Origin of the sequence: Bartonella sp. HY761, from assembly GCF_026743145.1 — a bacterium.
Lineage (GTDB): Bacteria > Pseudomonadota > Alphaproteobacteria > Rhizobiales > Rhizobiaceae > HY038.
This window is the reverse complement of the sequence record NZ_CP104890.1, coordinates 1-18,714: the sequence shown is the minus strand read 5'-3', so window position 1 is coordinate 18,714 and position 18,714 is coordinate 1. Positions and strand designations below refer to the sequence as shown.

11 protein-coding genes are annotated in these 18,714 nt (G+C 37.8%); 8 read left to right on the top strand and 3 right to left on the bottom strand.

What is annotated here, in order from left to right; genetic code table 11:
* The first annotated feature begins 658 nt into the window (after positions 1–658).
* The 7 genes from N6A79_RS15740 to N6A79_RS15710 all read left to right on the top strand — a co-directional run bounded on the left by N6A79_RS15740 (position 659) and on the right by N6A79_RS15710 (position 14,847).
* Positions 659–1,219, top strand: coding sequence for a spore coat protein U domain-containing protein (locus tag N6A79_RS15740; RefSeq protein WP_182419977.1), 561 nt, complete (start codon positions 659–661; stop codon positions 1,217–1,219).
* Positions 1,220–1,300: 81 nt separating this feature from the next.
* A complete protein-coding gene (locus N6A79_RS15735) occupies positions 1,301–2,083 on the top strand; it encodes a fimbrial biogenesis chaperone (RefSeq protein WP_262080978.1) in 783 nt (260 codons plus the stop codon).
* A 47-nt stretch (positions 2,084–2,130) separates the two neighbouring features.
* Positions 2,131–4,800: a fimbria/pilus outer membrane usher protein gene (locus tag N6A79_RS15730; RefSeq protein WP_263499719.1), complete on the top strand. Its 2,670-nt coding sequence runs from the start codon at positions 2,131–2,133 to the stop codon at positions 4,798–4,800.
* A 174-nt stretch (positions 4,801–4,974) separates the two neighbouring features.
* Positions 4,975–6,066 (top strand): Csu type fimbrial protein, encoded by a 1,092-nt coding sequence (locus N6A79_RS15725; protein WP_268547699.1) that lies wholly within the window; start codon positions 4,975–4,977, stop codon positions 6,064–6,066.
* A 33-nt stretch (positions 6,067–6,099) separates the two neighbouring features.
* Entirely contained in the window at positions 6,100–9,531 is a 3,432-nt protein-coding gene (locus tag N6A79_RS15720; protein ID WP_268547701.1) for a beta strand repeat-containing protein, read from the top strand.
* Positions 9,532–9,648: 117 nt separating this feature from the next.
* Positions 9,649–13,092 carry an FG-GAP-like repeat-containing protein gene (locus tag N6A79_RS15715; RefSeq protein WP_263499725.1) on the top strand — a complete coding sequence of 1,148 codons (3,444 nt, stop codon included), beginning with the start codon at positions 9,649–9,651 and terminating at the stop codon, positions 13,090–13,092.
* Positions 13,093–13,413: 321 nt separating this feature from the next.
* Complete coding sequence (locus tag N6A79_RS15710) at positions 13,414–14,847, top strand: hypothetical protein (protein ID WP_268547700.1); 1,434 nt, start codon at positions 13,414–13,416, stop codon at positions 14,845–14,847.
* Positions 14,848–15,879: 1,032 nt separating this feature from the next.
* Here N6A79_RS15710 and N6A79_RS15705 read toward each other — a convergent pair.
* Both N6A79_RS15705 and N6A79_RS15700 read right to left on the bottom strand, forming a co-directional pair.
* A complete protein-coding gene (locus N6A79_RS15705; protein ID WP_263499723.1) occupies positions 15,880–16,146 on the bottom strand; it encodes a Txe/YoeB family addiction module toxin in 267 nt (88 codons plus the stop codon).
* Positions 16,146–16,394, bottom strand: coding sequence for a type II toxin-antitoxin system Phd/YefM family antitoxin (locus tag N6A79_RS15700; RefSeq protein ID WP_182419980.1), 249 nt, complete (start codon positions 16,392–16,394; stop codon positions 16,146–16,148). The genes N6A79_RS15705 and N6A79_RS15700 overlap by 1 nt, the downstream gene beginning before the upstream one ends.
* 142 nt (positions 16,395–16,536) lie before the next feature.
* Between N6A79_RS15700 and N6A79_RS15695 the strand changes: the two genes are divergently transcribed.
* Positions 16,537–16,986, top strand: a complete 450-nt coding sequence (locus tag N6A79_RS15695) for a cell division protein ZapB (RefSeq protein WP_263499722.1) — start codon at positions 16,537–16,539, stop codon at positions 16,984–16,986.
* Between the two features lie 7 nt (positions 16,987–16,993).
* On the opposite strand, the gene N6A79_RS15690 is transcribed toward N6A79_RS15695, so the two are convergent.
* Complete coding sequence (locus N6A79_RS15690) at positions 16,994–18,055, bottom strand: replication initiator protein A (RefSeq protein WP_263499721.1); 1,062 nt, start codon at positions 18,053–18,055, stop codon at positions 16,994–16,996.
* Positions 18,056–18,714 lie beyond the last annotated feature (659 nt).

The following is an 18,714-nucleotide window of genomic DNA, read 5'->3' as shown; positions in this document are numbered from 1 at the left end:
TTACTATCAATAAGACCCTATGAAGTTGTCTTGTTATAAACATTATTCGTAAACTGCGTTAACGTAAACAATATAAAATATTAAGACATATCTTATCCTTAGACTTGTCCATTTAGGCGCGAGACCTATTATTTTTTAGAGTTCCCATTTTAGTTGATTTACAATTCATTAGCGTTATGGAGAGAGAACGCTCTCAATTAAAAAACTATTCCATGAACTTTGAAATTGAAAATATTTTTTATATTAAAATATTATAATAAATTATATTATAATATTTTAATATAAAATCTACTTTATTGTTTTCAATATTCAAATAATATTAGCGTATGATTATAGCAACACTAGTAAATTATATTATATATATTTAATTTTTTTAATTGCCTAATGTTTTTATTTATAATATGAAAACGTTGTATTTGCACGGCCACAAATTTTGTGAGGTGTTAACGGGGTTTTAAAAGCTTTACCTAATGCAACCATAGTCTGTCACATATAGAATATGCGTTATCGGGGATTTAGGTAAGCTTAATAATATATCAAAATTACCGCTAAAAAGCGGCAAATGAATTGCTGCGCACGACACGTGCAGCAATAAGGGGTTCTGTGTGCTTTATACAGAATATTTAACTTATCTAAAATAAAAACTTAGGAGTTTTCAATGAAAATTATTCTTAAAGCCTTGGCTGCTGCCAGTGTTCTTGCTTTGGGTGTAGCTGCTGCTCAAGCAGAAACAGCACAAAATACTATGGATGTTCAGATCACCATTAAAGATGGTTGTACAGTTAACTTCCCTGAAAATGCAGGTAATATTAACTTTGGTGAGTATGCTGCAATTACTGAAGATCTTACCCTTACAAAGAAGGTTGTAATCAACTGTAAAAATGCATCTACTACTTCAGCAACTGCTGGACAATATACATTGTCATTGAATGACGGTATGGGTACAGGTGCAACAACTGCAGCACGCAAACTTACAAGCGGTTCAAATACTATTGATTATACTGTTTACCAAGCTGGTAGCATTTCTTCTGCTGTTTGTGGTGGTAAGCTTTGGGGTGCAGCTGCTGACCAAACATTCACTGGTACACTTACCACTGGTACAGGTACTGTAAGTGGTGATCACACCCATTTCTTCACTGTTTGCATTCCAAAAATCACTGGTACACAGCCAGCTAATGGCGTTTATGCAGATACATTGACTGCAACTCTTTCTTACTAAGATTAGTATTTTTATAAATTTTTCTTGGGGCGGTGTAACTGCCCCAAGTTCCTCTAAAGCTTAGTATTTATGGGTATTATTATGCGCTTTTGGACATATTTTTTTGGGTTATCTATATTATTTTCTTCAATTTCAATGGCTCACGCTCAGCAAAATAAAAGTGGTGGTATTACGCTCACCATTATGCCGCTTGTATTAGATGTTAGGCCTCCACAGGTTGGTGATAATGTCATTGTGCGTAATGGCAGCCAAATGCCAGTTCGCTTACAAGTGCGCGTATTTCGCTGGCAACAGCGTGGTGGCAAAGATTATTATGCGCCAACCACGGATGTTATTGTAAATCCTCCTTTTATTGAAGTTCAGCCCGGTGCGCGTGCAACCGCGCGTGTAACACGTGTTTCAAAACAACCATTAACTGGTGAAGAAAGTTACCGTATATTTGTTGATCAAATACCAGTTTCATCGTTAAGAACGGCACGAGCAGGCATTGTGACTCCCGGTATTAATATGGCATTACGTCAAATTATACCAGCTTTTTTCCGTCCAGGCTCAGGGCCTGCATCTGCAAATCAATCTCGAAACCAATCACAAAATGGTTTGATTTTTAAGGCGGAAGCAGCGCGTGGCGGCTTTAATATTACAGCCAGCAATAGTAGTGCAAATCGGATTAGAATTTCTGATGTGAACCTTGTCGCTAATGGTGCGGTTATTGGCGGTAAGGCCAATTTGGCTGGTTATGCTTTACCTGGTTCTGCAATTAAATTTTTTGTTCCCGCTCAAGGCGGCGGCATGCCCAACTCTATTAGTTTTACAACAGATCAAGGTCGTATGGAGTTACCGTTGCAAATCAATTCAAGACGCTAAGTGGTTTGGTTAAGTTGGCGTAATGAATTTTTATAAAGGCATAAAGAATGACAAAGCTAAAAATTAGAAATAAAAAATTCTGCTCCAGTGTTAGCGCATTTGCGTTGATGTCCTTGGGTACTGGAATTGTCTTTGCTTCTTTAACATATGCTCAAGCTCAAAATGCTTCATCTGACACTCAATGGCTGTCAGCTGAAGATATTACACGGCTAAATTATTCAGCGCCAACAGCGCCAACGACAGAAGCAGCAACGCAGGTTGAGGCTATTGGTTATCAGCCAAGCATTCCCCAGACAACAGCGTTTCGCGATCCTGATATTTACGTTTATATTTCACTCAATGGTGAAAGCCGCCCAGGAATGTTTGCTGTACGGCAAAGTGATGGTGGCATACTAATCATACGAGATAGTGTTTTACGCAAAATTGGTCTTTTGCCGCAAAGATCTGCCACTAATAGAGACGGTTGGGTAACACTAGATAAGCTTAAAGATGTCCAATATTATTATAATACGATAAGCGAAACGCTTGAATTTGTTACTACTCAAAAAGATGCGCTTGCTCCTTATGAAGTTAGTCTTGATCCTAAGGCTAGTGCGGCTAGACATGGTGATGATGAGGGAATTAAGCCCCAGTCAGATTTAGCTGCCGTTTTCAATTATAGTATTTATGCCGATTCTGGTAATGATAAATTTAGTAAACTTTGGGACTTTCAGGGCGTATCAGCAACACTTGACGGCCGCGTTACCGGTAAATTTGGTACATTTTATACATCAGAGCTTATTCGTTATTCTTCACAAGGTTTTGGCAACGATAAAACAGATGCCATTCGCCTAGATAGTTATTGGACTTTTTCTGATGAAAAACGCATGCTCACTTATCAAGTGGGTGACGTAATTACCCGCAGCCTTTCTTGGTCTCGCTCCACCCGTCTTGGTGGCGCACAATTAACAAGAAATTTTTCACTCCGAGATAATTTGGTTACTATGGCGATGCCAGAACTGAGTGGTTCTGCTGCCGTACCATCATCCGTCGATCTTTATTTAAATAATGCGCAACGTGCAGTTGAAAATGTACCATCGGGACCATTTTCTCTAACCGATATGCCTGTTATAACAGGGCCTAATAATGCTCGGCTTGTTTTGCGTGACGCTTCAGGGCGTGAAACAGTACAAAATCTTTCATTCTACGCATCTGCTGACTTATTATCCCGTGGTTTATGGGATTTTTCTTTGGAAGCGGGAACGCCACGGCGTAATTATGGTAGCGATTCAGGTAATTATACCAAAGATTTTTTCGTCTCAGGTACTGCACGTTATGGCTTAACCAATCGTATCACGCTTGAAGGCCATGGCGAAGCTGGTGGCGACTTCTTTAATGGCGGTATGGGGGCAATCTTTACAGTTTCAGATTTTGCTCAAGTATCACTTGCAGGTTCCGCAAGCAGCTATAAGAGCGAAACTGGTCAGCAATTATATGCCAGTATGCAATTGCAGCGTTGGGGATTTGTATTGACGGGTCTAACACAACGTACCTTTGGCGATTATAATGATATGGCATCGATTGTTGATAGAAAAGCATATCAACGCGCAAAAAGTAATACGATTGATTGGTCTGAGATTGATTATCTAGTTGATAGTCGTAGGATAGGAAAATTACCAAAGGCAATTAATCAAGTGTCCTTAAGTTCTAGCTTGCGTTTTGATCCTACAAATATAACGCTAAGCTATAGTGAAATTGATTATCATGATCAAGCCGATAGTGGTTATCAAAAGGATAGTCGTTTTATTAGCCTATCTGCCAATAGGCGTTTTGGTAAAAAACTGAACGGCTATGCCGTCGGTTATAAAAATCTTAAAGATTCCAATAATTACAGTGTCTTTGCCGGGGTTTCTTATTCCTTTGATGACGGAATTGGTGTTTCGTCAGGGGTTAACAGTACCCATGATGGTACACAGATTGATACGCGCATTTACAAGAATCTTGGTTCTAATGTGGGTGATTTTGGTTGGTCTATTCGTGATGCAGAAGGTAAGCGCTCTCAAAGAGGAGCCGCTGGACAATATCGTAGCAGTATTGCGCTGCTTGCGGCCTCGGTTGATCAATATGATGGTGATAATTGGCGTGGTACGCTTTCTGCTGACGGTGGTGTAGTTTTTGCTGACGGTGCTGTCATTCCAACGCAGCGCGTTAATGATGCATTTGCAGTGGTTAATGCTGGCGTTGGCGGTGTTGGTGTTAAGGTTGACAACCAAAAATCAGGCAAAACTTGGGCTAATGGTCGCTATGTCGTTAATAATCTTGGCTCTTATAGTACGGCAAGCATTGCCCTTGATATGGAAACCATGCCTGTCGATGCTATCGTTGAATCAACTGAAGCAATGGTTCGACCAGCCCAAATGGCCGGCGTTGTTGTAAATTTTGGCGGGGCTAGTAGTGACCAATATATTTATGTTTCTTTCAAAGAAACCAATGGACATTTCGTTGAAGTAGGGTCGCTTGCGCAGGTTGCAGGAACCGATACTGCCTTTGATATTGGTTATGACGGTTCAGCCGTTATACCACTTGCTAAAGTGCAGCTGCCGGCAACTCTTCATATCATGAAACCTGATGGCAGCGCTTGCCAAGCAACGTTATCAAATGACATGGCCAAGGGTCTTAATGCTGGCATACAGGCTGTTTCATGTCAAACGATACGAACTGCCGTTGCGGCTCAATAGTAATGATCATTCATGCAATAAATATTTAAATCACAATTATTATTGTATTTTAAATAAAATAAAATTGATAGAAAAAGAGTGTTAGCAATGAATATTTTTAAATATAAAAAAACATCATCAAGATTTAAATTAATATTTTGCTATATATCTTCTTTAGCAATTACAATCCCTATTGTGAACACACAATTTATTGACATTATTAATGCACAAGCAATTGATTCATCACTTGCTAATTGTGGCTTGACAACCGATACTGAGAATATTGATCTTGGGAATGTAAATCCTATCACTAATCCTCAGGTCATGATTACGCGCAATCTATCCGTTCAATGTGACACACGCGGTTATTATGGCCCAGATAATACCGGTAGATACACTGCTGTAGCTAATTTTTGCATTGGAATTTTAGCTTTGAACGGAACTGATAGTGGTGGCCGGGTCAAAAAGCTCTTTCGTCAAAAGTCTACAGCAGAAGGTGGTGGGGTTGATCAAACCAATGCACTTAATTTTGAGATATACAATCGGGTTGTAGGCCGGACACAAGCAGTTGGCACTGGAGCAATAGGTGGTGGCATGCCAATAATTTCAGGTGTTGCCGGAGAAAACTTTACAGGGCCAGTACCTCCTATTGATTCTAAGAGGGTAAGTTCATCAAGCGTTTCTTTAGGGATGCTGCTATTAGAGCCGCCAATATTGAATATTCCCGTAGGAATTTATTCAAATACATTCCGGTATGTTATTTATAGTGGCGTTGCCATCCCTAATGGTGGGACTAGCCCTGGTTCTGTGCCAGATAGTTCTAATGGCTGTGTAGCGTCTTTTGGTGTCCCTCAAACCTTGGATTTTACAGTAACAGCAAATGTTGTTGCCGGGTGCAGCGTAACTGTTAAATCTGTTAATTTTGGAGATCACGTATATATCAAAAGTGATTTGAGCCAAGATGGTGAAATAAGTCTGAAATGCAATGTTAATGCACCTTATGAAATTAAAATTAATGGTGGACAATCTGGCGATGTTAATGCACGCAAAATGTACTTAGCTGTTGCTGGTGGTACTCAAGATCGCAGCCAGTCAATACCCTATCATATTTATCTGCCTAATACGCAAACTGAATGGGGAGAAACAACAAATGTCAACACCTATAAAGGCATAACGTCTGCCAATGATACCGCAATAAAAATCAGAACGGTTATCCGTGCTTCGGAAGTACTAGACCCACCCAATGGTACCTATTCGGATCAAGTTTCAATAACAACAACTTATTAATTCATATTTTATTAATAACAAAGGATTTCGATCGTGGTAAGAAGATTTTTATCTCCCGCTGTAAGTACAACACCAAGTATAATGTCAACAAATATTCCAACGCCATTGCTATCACAATTTACCTATATCGGGCACAGCGATCAAAATGGCAGTATAAATAATACTAACTTCACAAGTACAACACCAATATTATGGTTTTCAGTGACCGACGTCGGATCAGCCGAATATCCGGTGATTTTCGGCACCAATGCTCAAGGACAAGATATCCTTGTCAAAGGTGTTTTGGATCAGACGACGGGTTTTTGGAAATTTGATTTTGCTGCCGCAGGTGCCATTTTGAATGCTGGCAATAATGGTCTTACAATTTTCGTTGATGGCACCCCTGGTAATATTAATAATACTTGGTCTATCAATATTATAGCTCAAAATGATCCAACAGCAACGGCAACGATTGAAAGTTTTACTGATAATGTTGGCCCCGTGACGGGTAACTTACCATCAGGATCACAGACTGATGACCGAACAATTACTTTAAATGGTAAGGTTAGTAGTGATTTCTTTCAAGCCCCGGCCAATGGTGCTAATAAATTAGCAATTTACCAAGATGGTCATCTTGTTGGTTATGCAACAGTTAATGCCAATGGTACTTGGTCTTATACTGTGCCAAGTGCTTTAGAAAATAGCCCACCTGTGCATAATTTTACAGCAGTCGTTGAAAATGCTGCCACACTTACTGGTACACCATCTGCTAATTTTGTTGTTGATGTTCATTTGACCATTGGTGTTGAATCTCTATCAACCGAAGATACAACGCCTGTTTTAAACGGTAGTATTGGTTTTGAGTTATTGTCAGGTGAATATATTACCGTTACCATCAATGGTAAAACCTATAGTTCAGCCAGTGGGCAAGTAGTCGTCAATCAGGCAAATATGACTTGGAGTGTGACGATCCCTAATCAAGATGCGCTTAGCGAGGGGAATTACCCAGTTGTTGCTGCACTGCATAAAAGTACAGGAGAAATTATAGTATCCAATAGCGGGCAAGCTGATATTATTGAAGCAGCCCCTCCTATTGATGATTTTACCATTGCTGCTTCACAAACGGAACATGCTGTTGCGATGACCCTTGGCGAAAATGGCCAGTGGAAAATTTTTGCAAACGGTACTGTACTTGACCAGAAAGCCACTAACAACTCAAGTTTTGGCGAATTTAGTCAAATTGTATTGAATAGTATTGATGGACGCACAGGTAAACAAGGCACAAAAAACGGTACTTGGTTAGATATTAATCGTGATGGCAAAATGGATTTTGTCGCTACCGATGGCAATGGCGCCAATGGTGCGCAGATCTATATGAAGGCCAATACTCCTTATTCAACCACCGGCTATTATAATTATCAAGTTGGTGGTTCTAATAGAAATACTGCTGACTTTAATCCAGCAGCCAATACTATGTCGGAATATGGTGGTGTAGTTGGTTTCGACCGTAATGGTAATGGTTATACAGACATTGCATATGGTACAATTACACCTGGAAAATCTGGTTCTGTACGCAATACGACCGGTGCGGGTCAATCGCTTACTACCTATAATAGTCAAATTGTTACCAATCCGAATGCTTCCTTAAATGGTATGGTAAAAGACAAAAATTTTGTCGATACCAATGGCCGCAATGCGCAGGCAGGGGCTGAAATTTCAGGCGTTGATCTTAATAATGATGGAACAGTTGATCTTGTTTACCACGGTGTTAATGGCGCTAATGTAACAACAAGTGGTGCAATGAGCTCAAACCAACAGCGTCTTGTTGTTGTGTCTAATAATGGCAATGGTACTTATGGTACCAAGCAAATTATTGAAAATGTATTTCAGAATAATGCCTCAGCCAATGCGGCACTTGGCAATGCCATTTCTATGACATGGGCCGATTTTAACGGCGATGGTAATATGGATTTATTCCTAGGCCGCGGTGCTGCCGTTAATGGTCATTCGGCTTATGAAAGCCGTATCCTATTTAATGATGGCAATGGTAATCTTGGTTCCACCTCACCAAATGGTGTTGGCACGGCTAATAATGTCCATTGGTTAGGTGATAGCTTACAAAGTGGTGCATCTATCGCTGTTGACTGGGACGGTGATGGCAAAATGGATATTATTGCTTTACCCGGTTATGGTAATGGCAATGGTATGACCGAAGCTGGCAATACTGGCGCTATCAACCTTCATAGAAATGTATCGCTTAATGGTGTTATCAACTTTGAAACATCCAATTTATTGGGTGGTAATAACACTATTGGTGTGAATGGCACTGTAAATAATGGCAGTTCAACCGGCAGTAAGAAAGATTTTGTGACCGGTGCTATTGCTGCTGATTTGGATTGGAATGGTTCTGTTGATTTAATGGCATTTACCCAACAAGGCCATGTTGAAGTTATCCAAAATAAAAATGTTATTGCCAATGGCACAGCTTTGCACTTCCGTATTCTCGATGGACAGGGCATCAATTCTTTGCTTGGCAATACTGTACAGCTATATGATTCAACCGGCAAATTGGTTGCAGCACAGATTATTAATCCACAATCAGGTAATCAGACTAGCGATACTAGCGGTATAGTGCATTTTTATGGCTTAGATAGCAACGAAACCTACTCTGTTAAAATATTACGCAATGTTAACGGTTCATCGGCCCATATTAGCGAAGACAATAATGCTGCTTGGGGTGGCTTCACGCCAGGTGCCGCCAATGAAGCCCATGTTTTGACTACCGAACGTGGAACTGATGTCAATAATGCGAATATTGGCAATGGTGTTGTTGGTACCGGTTATAATGATACTTTCTATGTTACCAAAGGCACCAAGCTTTATGATGGTGCCGGTGGTTGGGATATCATCAATGGTCAAAAACAATGGTCAGCTACTGGCGGTGTAGATATTGTTGACTTTAAACTTGCTGGCAACACAGCGCTTAATGTTGATTTAAGCAAGACAGGCTATCAAAATACCGGCTTTAACACCGTTATGCTCAAGAATATTGAAGGCATTGCTGGTGGTAATGGTAATGATACCTTCTCAGGCAATAGTGGTAACAACGTATTTAATGGCCGTGGCGGTAACGACACATTCAATCTATTCAATAGCAACCATCATACTTTGCTTTATGAACGTATTGATATGACTGACGCAACTGGTGGTAATGGCAATGATATTGCCAATGGCTTTACTGTTGGTAATTTTAACACCAATGCCAATGCAGATAGAATTGATTTTTCTGGACTATTGATTGGTTATCAAGCAGGAACCAGCAATATTTCTGACTTTATCAGTGTCCGCCAACAAGGTAGCAATACCGTAATTTCTGTCGATCTTGATGGTAATGGCAACCAATTTGCGTCTGCTGACATTTTAACCCTCACCAATGTTCAGACCGATTTGAATACTTTGATACAAAATCAACAGATCATTGTTTAATAAAAGAATTGATTGCAGACTTTTATAGTCTGCAATCAATAAATATAAGAATTTATCTTATTAAGCCAATGAATTAATTTATAAATTTACGAATACTTATTAAGTCGGGGAAATTATATGCCAAAAGATTTTAATACATTTGATAACAATACTATTACATCACCGATATCTCAATTTACCTATATAGGGCGTTCAGATCAAAACGGTAATATAGTTAATAATAACTTCACAAGTACAAAACCAATATTATGGTTTTCAGTGACCGACGTCGGATCAGCCGAATATCCGGTGATTTTCGGTGTTAATGAGCAGGGACATGAGATTATTATTAATGGTGTTTTAGATCAGGCATCAGGTCTATGGAAATTTGATTTTGCTACCGCTGGTGCCATTTTGAGTGTTGGCAATAATGATCTTACAATTTTTGTTGGCGGCACCCCTGGTAATATTAATAATACTTGGCCTGTCAATCTTATAGCTCAAAATGATCCAACGGCAACAGCAAGCATTGATAGTTTTACGGATAATGTCGGGCCAATTACGGGTAATTTGCTCTCTGGATCAACAACGGATGACCGCACAATTACCTTAAATGGTAAAGTCAGTAGTGATTTCTTTCAAAGCCCCTTTGGTGGTGTCAATAAATTAGCAATTTACCAAGAGCGCCAATTAATTGGCTATGCAACAGTTAATCCCGATGGCACTTGGTCTTATGATGTGCCAGGCGTCTTGGAAAATGCACAAACCCATCATTTTACCGCAGCGGTAGAAAATGCAGCTTCACTTACTGGTACGCCAACAGAAAATTTTAATGTTCATGTTGAATTGTCAATAACGGTAGACCCTTTAACAACAGATGATTATACGCCTATTCTTACCGGTGAAATTGGCTTTGAATTGCTGCCAACAGAATATGTAACTGTCACTGTTAATGGTAAGACTTATAGCTCAGCCAATGGTGCCGTTGTTGTTGATCAGGCAAAAATGACTTGGTCTTTGCAAATTCCAGATAGTGATGCTTTGCCAGAAGGCCGCTATGAGGTTGAAGCTGCTCTTCACAAAGCAACTGGCGAAATCATTGTTAAAGATAATACTAATGATGAATTATTCATTGATACGCCTATTGAGCCACCAGTCGTTGCAGCAAATGATGATGAAAAAGCAACGGCTATGACCCTTGGTGAAAATGGTCAATGGAAAATTTACACCAATGGTACAGTACTTGATCAAAATGCAACAGATCGCAAAACCTTTGGTAGTTTTGGGCAAACACACCTACAAGCCAAAGATATTAATGGACCGATTAATAAACCAACTGCTGGCACGCAAAATGGTACTTGGCTTGATATAAACCGTGATGGTTATATGGACTTTGTGTCTAATGATGGCAATGCTGAGACTGGTCAGCAAATGTATTATAACATCGGTAATAATGTTTACCTATCCTATCAAATTGGTAGCCAATATAGAAATAAGGTCGATTCAAATCCGGCTGCTAATGTTTTGTCACAATATGCTGGCGTTATTGGTTTTGATAAAAATGGCAATGGCTTTGCTGATATTGCTTACGGAAATATTGCTCCAGGTAGATCTGGCTCAGTAACTGCCCCAGGCACTGGCTACAGTTCCAATCGTACTTGGGACAGTCAAATCGTTAGAAATATTAATGGTAATGTGCAATCATTGGTAAAAGATCAGAACTTCACCAATTCGCGCTCAGGACCATCAAACTTTAAATCCTCAACCAATGCAAATAATGCGCAACCTGGACCAGAAATTTCTGGCGTTGATTTAAATAATGACGGTAATGTTGATCTCATTTTTCATGGTGTTAGCGGTTACAGCAAATTGGGCAGTGGCACAGCCGATATACGCCGCATGAGTAATGACCAACAGCGTTTAGTTGTCGTTTCAAGCGATGGAAAAGATGGCTATTCAACCAGCCAAATCATCAATGGCGTTTTCCAAAACACCGGTCTAGCCAATGAAAAAATAAGTAATGCCATTTCTATGACTTGGGCCGACTTTAATGGCGATGGCTTTATGGATTTGTTTATTGGCCGTGGCAAGGCAGAAAATGGTCATTCTGAATATGAAAGTCGTATTCTTTATAATGATGGAAAGGGAAATCTAGGCTCGACCGCTCCAAATGGTATTGGTACGGCCAATAATATTCATTGGTTGGGTGATAGTTTACAAGGTGGTCCTTCTATTGCTGTTGACTGGAATGGCGATGGCAAAATGGATATTATTGAATTGCCTGCCTATGCAGCTGGCAATGGTGTGACGCAGGCAGGCACTACCGGTACGGTTAATCTTTACACCAATAATTCTTCTTCTAGTGGCAATAGTTTTAGTACCTCTAACTTGCTTGGTGACAATAATACAATTGGTGTTAATGGTAGTGTTAATGCTCATAAAAGCCCTGGCAAAACCGATGCTGTAACTGGTGCTGTTGTTGCTGATGTTAATTGGGATGGCTCGCAAGACCTTATGATCTTTACCCAACAAGGCAATACCGAAATTATCCGCAATCACACCGAAATAGCAAAGGGGACGGCTTTACATTTCCGCATTCTTGATCAGGAAGGTATTAACTCGCTGCTTGGAAATACCATTCAACTCTATGACTCTAAAGGGCATCTTGTTGCTTCGCAGATTATCAATCCGCAATCGGGTAATCAAACAAGTGACACATCCGGTATTGTAAATTTCTATGGTCTTGATCCAAATGAGACTTATTCAGTTAAGTTATTACGTAATGTAAAAGGTCAAAGTGCTAATATTGACTCCACGGTTAATGATGCATGGGGTGGCTTTACAGCTGGTGAAGCCTATGAAGCTCATGTGTTAACAGCTGAAAAAGGCGATAGTTCTAAAAACGCTAATCTTGGTAATGGTATTGTTGGCACGGGTTATAATGATACTTTTTATGCAACCAAAGGCACTGATAAATATGATGGTGGCGGTGGTTGGACGGTGGTTCATGGTCAAAAAGAATGGAGCGCAACCGGCGGCGTTGATATTATCGACTTTAAATTGGCAGGTACTACCGCCATTAATGTAGATTTGAGTAAAACAACTTATCAAAATACCGGTTTTAATACTGTTATGTTGAAAAACATTGAAGGTGTAGCCGGGGGTAACGGTAATGATACCTTTACGGGCAATGATCAAGATAATTATTTTAATGGTCGTGGTGGCAATGATACCTTTAATTTAAACCATAATGGTCATCATACCTTGATCTATGAACGCATTGATTTGACCGATGCAACTGGCGGAAACGGCCATGATATTGCAAATGGCTTTACCGTTGGTGATTTTAATAGCAATGCCAATGCCGATCGTATTGATCTTTCGGGCTTGTTAATTGGTTATCAGTCTGGGGTTAGCCAACTTTCAGATTATATTACCGTTCAACAGCAAGGCAATAATACGATTATTTCAGTTGATATTGATGGTAATGGCAACCAATTTGCTTCGGCTGATATTTTAACACTAATCAATGTTCAAACTGATTTGAATACATTGATACAAAATCAGCAGATCATTGTTTAGTGAAAAAGATTGCAGACGGTCACAAGTCTGCAATTGAAGGTGTATTTAATTTCCCCCCGAATAAAATACACCTTACAAGAAAAATTAGGATGAAAACCCATACAGTCCTAATTTTTCTAAAATAGCTCAACCATAAGCGCAGGAAGAGCAAAAGGTACCTGATACTCTCACCCAAATGTAGTATCAGGTACCATCACTAATAAAAAAATAAATCTTATTTACATTGTGTATAATAATTTTTTCAAAATTTATATTAATACATTATAATACACAATGATAAATATATATTAAGTATAGATCATGAATTTAGAAAGAATAGTTATGGCAAGAAGATTTTTATCCCCAAAAACAACAACTAATTCAACGCCTAAAGTCAGTGCTTTTCTCGAAGAGACCGAGCAAAGCTCATATGTGTATAATACACGTTATACAGCAACAACTGGGAAAAATAATTCACTTTTAGTTGGTGATGGCCAAAAGAGTTTGGCATTCAATGCAGGCATCCTTGCACAAGGTTCTGGTATTAACAATATCCAGTTAGGTGAAGGACAACATAGCATTACTATTAAAAGTGGTATAGCCGCCAATTCTGGTGGTACTAATCGCTTTTCTTCATTAGGTGGTAACAACGACCTTACTATAACTGGAAATGTGACAACAAGCGGTCTTAATGAGTTTGCATTTAACTATGGTGACCATAATGTTGTCATTAATGGTGACCTCTTGTCAAATGCGGGCGGTGCCAATCGTTTTTCAATGAACCAGAATTTTGATGGTTATGGTTCAACCAACTTTAAGGTAACTGGTTCAATAAAATCCTCCGGAACCACAGAAGTTCACACAGGTTCTGGCGATGATACTGTTAATATTGAACAATATTTCCAGGCATTAGCTTCTGGTTCAAAAAATTTGATTGAAACTGGTGAAGGTAACGACACTGTTATTATCAATCGTGGTATGTATGCTGCAAATGGCGCAAATAATACTATTTCAACAGGCGATGGTAATGATACTGTCATTCTACGCGGTTATCCTCATGCAGCAGCTGTAACGGGTACAGGTAAAAATTACATTGACCTAGGTGCCGGTAATGATAAACTCATTATTACTGAAAACTCAGATGTGGTTGGTGCGGGTATTCGTGCTGGTGGTCTTACCGTTAATGGTGGTGACGGCTATGATACATTGGTGTTAGACACCTTTAATCATGTTAATTCAGCAGGCCAACAATCACGTAGCGATAACACCTTTCAAGCATCATTTAAGCCTTGGTTAACAGATATTGCTAAAACCAGTGGTCTTGGTTCAATGAATATGGAATCTATTCAAGTTGGTGTTGATCGTAATACTGATATGCTCAGAATAGATTGGCTTACAAAACTTGTAAATGATTACAATAGCCATGCTAGTGATGAAAAATACATCGATTACGCTATGAATCTTGATCATTTTGCTTCAAGCTTCAAATTGGCAGATGTGTTCACTAAAGCTTATACAAGCTCGTTTGGTGAAATTAGCCTTGAGGGTAGCCAAAGCAATCAACTTACAATCGGTAATACTTTGCGCTCTGGCGGATACACTCATAATGACTTAATCATTAAGGGTGATACCAATGATACAGTGAAGGTTGGAAGTTCTTGGACTTTTCAAGATATCTCTCATGATGATCGTTCAGGCGTTGATTATAACCATTACACCAACTCAATTGGCGAAGATATTTATGTTCAAATGGGCATGAATGTTCAGCTTGTATAATTAAAATTTACCGGAAAGGCTGTTTAAAGCCTTTCCGGAGTTTCTTTTAAATTTAATATCTCTTATTAAAATGCTCATAACTTAATTATTGGGTGAAAAATTAATAATTTATTTTGAGAATGGTTTATAATAATAAAAACATAAAAATAATGTCTAAATTTTATCAAAATTGAATTTTCTTAAAAACGATCTATTTAAATTTCGGCAGTTTTAAATTTACCTAACCGATCAATTGGAACGCCATTTATTATTTGTTTACGATTATTTTTTTGCTTTGGCCAATTGTTACGCCGCGCCTGAACCCTTACAGATTAAACCGTTGAAGACAAAGCAATAGCTGCATCTTTATAAGTTAAGAATTTATAGTCTTCATCCAAGTTTCGAAATGGTTCAAAAACGATTATTGCTATATTTATAATAACTTATTAGAATTTTTTATTGTTTTACTTAAGGTTGTATTTTACAAAATGTACGAAATGTCTTTTCAATGTTTTTATTATCAAGAGGTATCAACTTAGCTGAACACCAATATCTAAAATCATTCGCAACCAAATCTATATCGCGAACTGGTGCGGGCTGTTCTTCACAAGCTATTACACGCCATTTACTATAAAAAATAAAACCTTCTTTAGGAAATTATCCATATTCCCTAAATTTTAGAATTGCGAATATTTTGATCCGCGGTGATAATTTCCACTGTTCCTGATCGGCGCGCTTTTTACCAACCTTATGTTGATCTAATTCACGCTTTATTGAAGTAAGGTTTTGTTTTTCATGCCATACAATTTCTACACTTGTTATAGTACGCCTAGTTTTATGAGGTATAACGGCCTTGTCGTAAATATTATTAGAATATCTTGCTAATAACTACCTACCTGAACAATTATGTGTAAGTACTTTGAAAATTTCTCCCTTAGGAGGCTAAAATAGTAATGCTTTAAGATACAGAACAGAACTATCAGCTTATAAAAAACTTATAAGGCATGAAAGACTTCTCCACCAAATATAGTAGATATCTTTAATAGTATAATATCAATAATGAAAACGCAATTGTGCTATTTCTAAGCTTTGCGCTTGTTTCTCCCCTGAAATGCGATAGACTATTCGATGTTCTTGTGTGATACGTCTTGACCACCATCCGCTTAGATCGCCTTTTAAAGGTTCTGGTTTACCTATGCCTTTATAGGGTGTTCTTTGGCATTGCGTAATAATTTCATTAATACGTTCAAGCTTCTTTTTGTCTGTGCTTATCCAATATTGATAATCTTCCCAAGCCTCAGTTGAAAATGTCAATTTCATTAAATAAGCTCGTGTTCTTCACCATTATTGGCATCTAATTGTGCAATAGCCGATCGCAAGCGCGAAGCGTTATTAGGCGTAGAAAGAAGATGCAATGTTTCGCTAATAGAGTTCCATGTCTCTAATGATATAACAACGACAGCTTCACCGTTTTTTCGCGATACGACAACTTCTTGTTTATCATGGATTGCGCTGTCCATAACGTCTTTTAATTGCGCTCGAGCATTGGAATAAGAAATTACATTCATAATTTACTCTCATTGCTAATTAATCTTATATTGTACAATATATAGTACATATTATTTATTGTCCATAATTAAATTTTTATGATATTTTTATAAGGAAGTTATAAAGAAGTTATAAGTTTTTTATAAAATAAGGTGGATTTTTATGCAGGATTATAAGTTTATGACTTATAAAGAGGCTTCCAAAACTCTAAAAAAGTCAGTTGAATCAATACGAGTAATGGCAAGTAAATATAATTGGCCTAAGTCAAAAAATAATCAGAATAGAATTACAATTGGCATTCCAATCGAACGTTTAGATAAAGATAATGATGCTTATAATTTGCTTATAAGTACGAATGATAGCGGTGATAAAGATGAAATCCTCGATTTACAAAATAAAATTTTACTTTTGCAAAATGAGTTGGCTGATTTAAAGTCTGAAAATTTAGTTATTAAGGAAAAAAATTCTAACTTAACTGATAATAATTTAGAATTAAAAAAAGAACGGGATAATTGGCAAAAACAATCAGAAAACCTTCTTGTTGAACATAAAGAACTGATTGATACTTTACAGAAATCATTGAAGCCATGGTGGCGGAAAATTTTAGGATGATAAATTTTCAAAATTTGTTTGATGTGTTTTTTTCAATCCATTTTTTACAAAAGCCTATAAAAGCTTTTTCTGCGTTTTGAGGTGGTTCTATATCATAATCTGCCATCCAATTGCGCCATTCTTGTTCAATGAAATATATGTCCCACCCAGGCGCAATAGTGCGTGCATCATGATAAATCTCTGGATTAAGTATTATATGTCCGTAAATTTGATTTGCAGCTTTTTCTTTTTCTAACGTTCGGCGATTTTTAAATACAACACTTGTCTCAATAAGGTCTAAGGCATAGTCTGGTATATGTTTATGTGATTTGTTTTGTTCTACAATGTTTTGGATTAGTCTTTTAAATTCTTTTGCAGTCGATGTAGACCCACATTTTTTGTGCAATAGGTTTAAAGAAATTTTCCATTCATTTTGCTGTCCACAATGCTTGCGCGCTAATTCATACATTCGACGTTCTAGCGGTTTGCGGAGCCTGAAATAGTCTCGATGTAAAGTAAGAACTTCATTGTGTTTGATAGCATTAAAAACCCAATCAGAAAGTTTGATCTCAACCTCCTGCATTCTACCGTCGCGTGTTGTTCTAATGATATTGGCTTCTTCAATAAGACCAAATATTTTAGTCTGCTCAATGCCACCTGTCAAAATATTAGTTGTAATGGTCGTCCCGCGCAATCGACTTAAAGCTGCCTTAAGCCCTTCATATCCTTGACCATTGGTTGTTCTATTGGTTGCCTTTAATAAATCATAGGCTTTAAATTTTAAAAATTGAGATACTTTTTTTCCTTCATTAAGGGCAGCCATAATTTGGCTGATCGCAAAAATTAAAATATCACGATCATGAATAGTTGCTAATCCTTTTACTGACGGCGTAATTTCTACAAATATCCCATTATTTTCATATCGTCTGATACGACAATCTGGCTTTGTCGATAGTGAAAATATTGGATGCTCCATCGATGCCATATCCCCTTTCGGAACAGCATCAAATATATCGCATACGAAAAAATCATTTTGGACATTTCGTGCAGGAAGTAGCGGTGATTTTTTAGATTTTAGATCTTGTTCCATAATTCATTATTCGACATTTCGCACACCGCGTCAATATAAACGATATTTTACACACCATATTTTGCTTTCGATGGTTTGCCCACCGTTTTTCGATGATTTGCACACCATTTTTCGATGGTTTGCCCACCAGCTCTTTTTATTAACATATATTTTTCAATAGCTTACAATACATTATCCACAGCTTAACACTATATTTAACACTATATTTAACACACAACCCGTAAATTTCTTTAAATTCTACAACTCATAAAAGTTACAACTTTGACGTAATAATTAAATAATTTTTGTGATCATCAAATGTAACGATGACAAAATACATTTCCCGCTTCATTTACATTCACAATTATTAGCACTATAATTAAAAATACATTTCAACTTAGCTAAACAATTTTTTTCTAGCTAACTAAGTTAATCATTTAACTGTTTTTTGGCTTAAGAATAAAACAGTACCTCACATCCCAACTAAAACATGCGTTTAAATCGCCATAAATAGTCGCTAAGAGTATTTACTGCCATCAAATAGTAAATCCCTACTTTAAAAATTTTATCCCTTCTTATAGATCAATATTTGCAAGAATTTCATCTTCGGTGATTTTTTTAAAGGTGGAAGCTGCAAATGCGCCAAGAAGTTTGGCTCTATCCTAAATAGCTTTTCAGTT

What these genes read in the sequence shown, in the direction of transcription:
- N6A79_RS15710 (WP_268547700.1), top strand. Translation starts at nt 13,414, where the DNA reads ATGGCAAGAAGATTTTTATCCCCAAAAACAACAACTAATTCAACGCCT.
- N6A79_RS15740 (WP_182419977.1), top strand. Translation starts at nt 659, where the DNA reads ATGAAAATTATTCTTAAAGCCTTGGCTGCTGCCAGTGTTCTTGCTTTG.
- N6A79_RS15700 (WP_182419980.1), bottom strand. Translation starts at nt 16,394, where the DNA reads ATGAATGTAATTTCTTATTCCAATGCTCGAGCGCAATTAAAAGACGTT.
- N6A79_RS15715 (WP_263499725.1), top strand. Translation starts at nt 9,649, where the DNA reads ATGCCAAAAGATTTTAATACATTTGATAACAATACTATTACATCACCG.
- N6A79_RS15690 (WP_263499721.1), bottom strand. Translation starts at nt 18,055, where the DNA reads ATGGAACAAGATCTAAAATCTAAAAAATCACCGCTACTTCCTGCACGA.
- N6A79_RS15735 (WP_262080978.1), top strand. Translation starts at nt 1,301, where the DNA reads ATGCGCTTTTGGACATATTTTTTTGGGTTATCTATATTATTTTCTTCA.
- N6A79_RS15730 (WP_263499719.1), top strand. Translation starts at nt 2,131, where the DNA reads ATGACAAAGCTAAAAATTAGAAATAAAAAATTCTGCTCCAGTGTTAGC.
- N6A79_RS15705 (WP_263499723.1), bottom strand. Translation starts at nt 16,146, where the DNA reads ATGAAATTGACATTTTCAACTGAGGCTTGGGAAGATTATCAATATTGG.
- N6A79_RS15695 (WP_263499722.1), top strand. Translation starts at nt 16,537, where the DNA reads ATGCAGGATTATAAGTTTATGACTTATAAAGAGGCTTCCAAAACTCTA.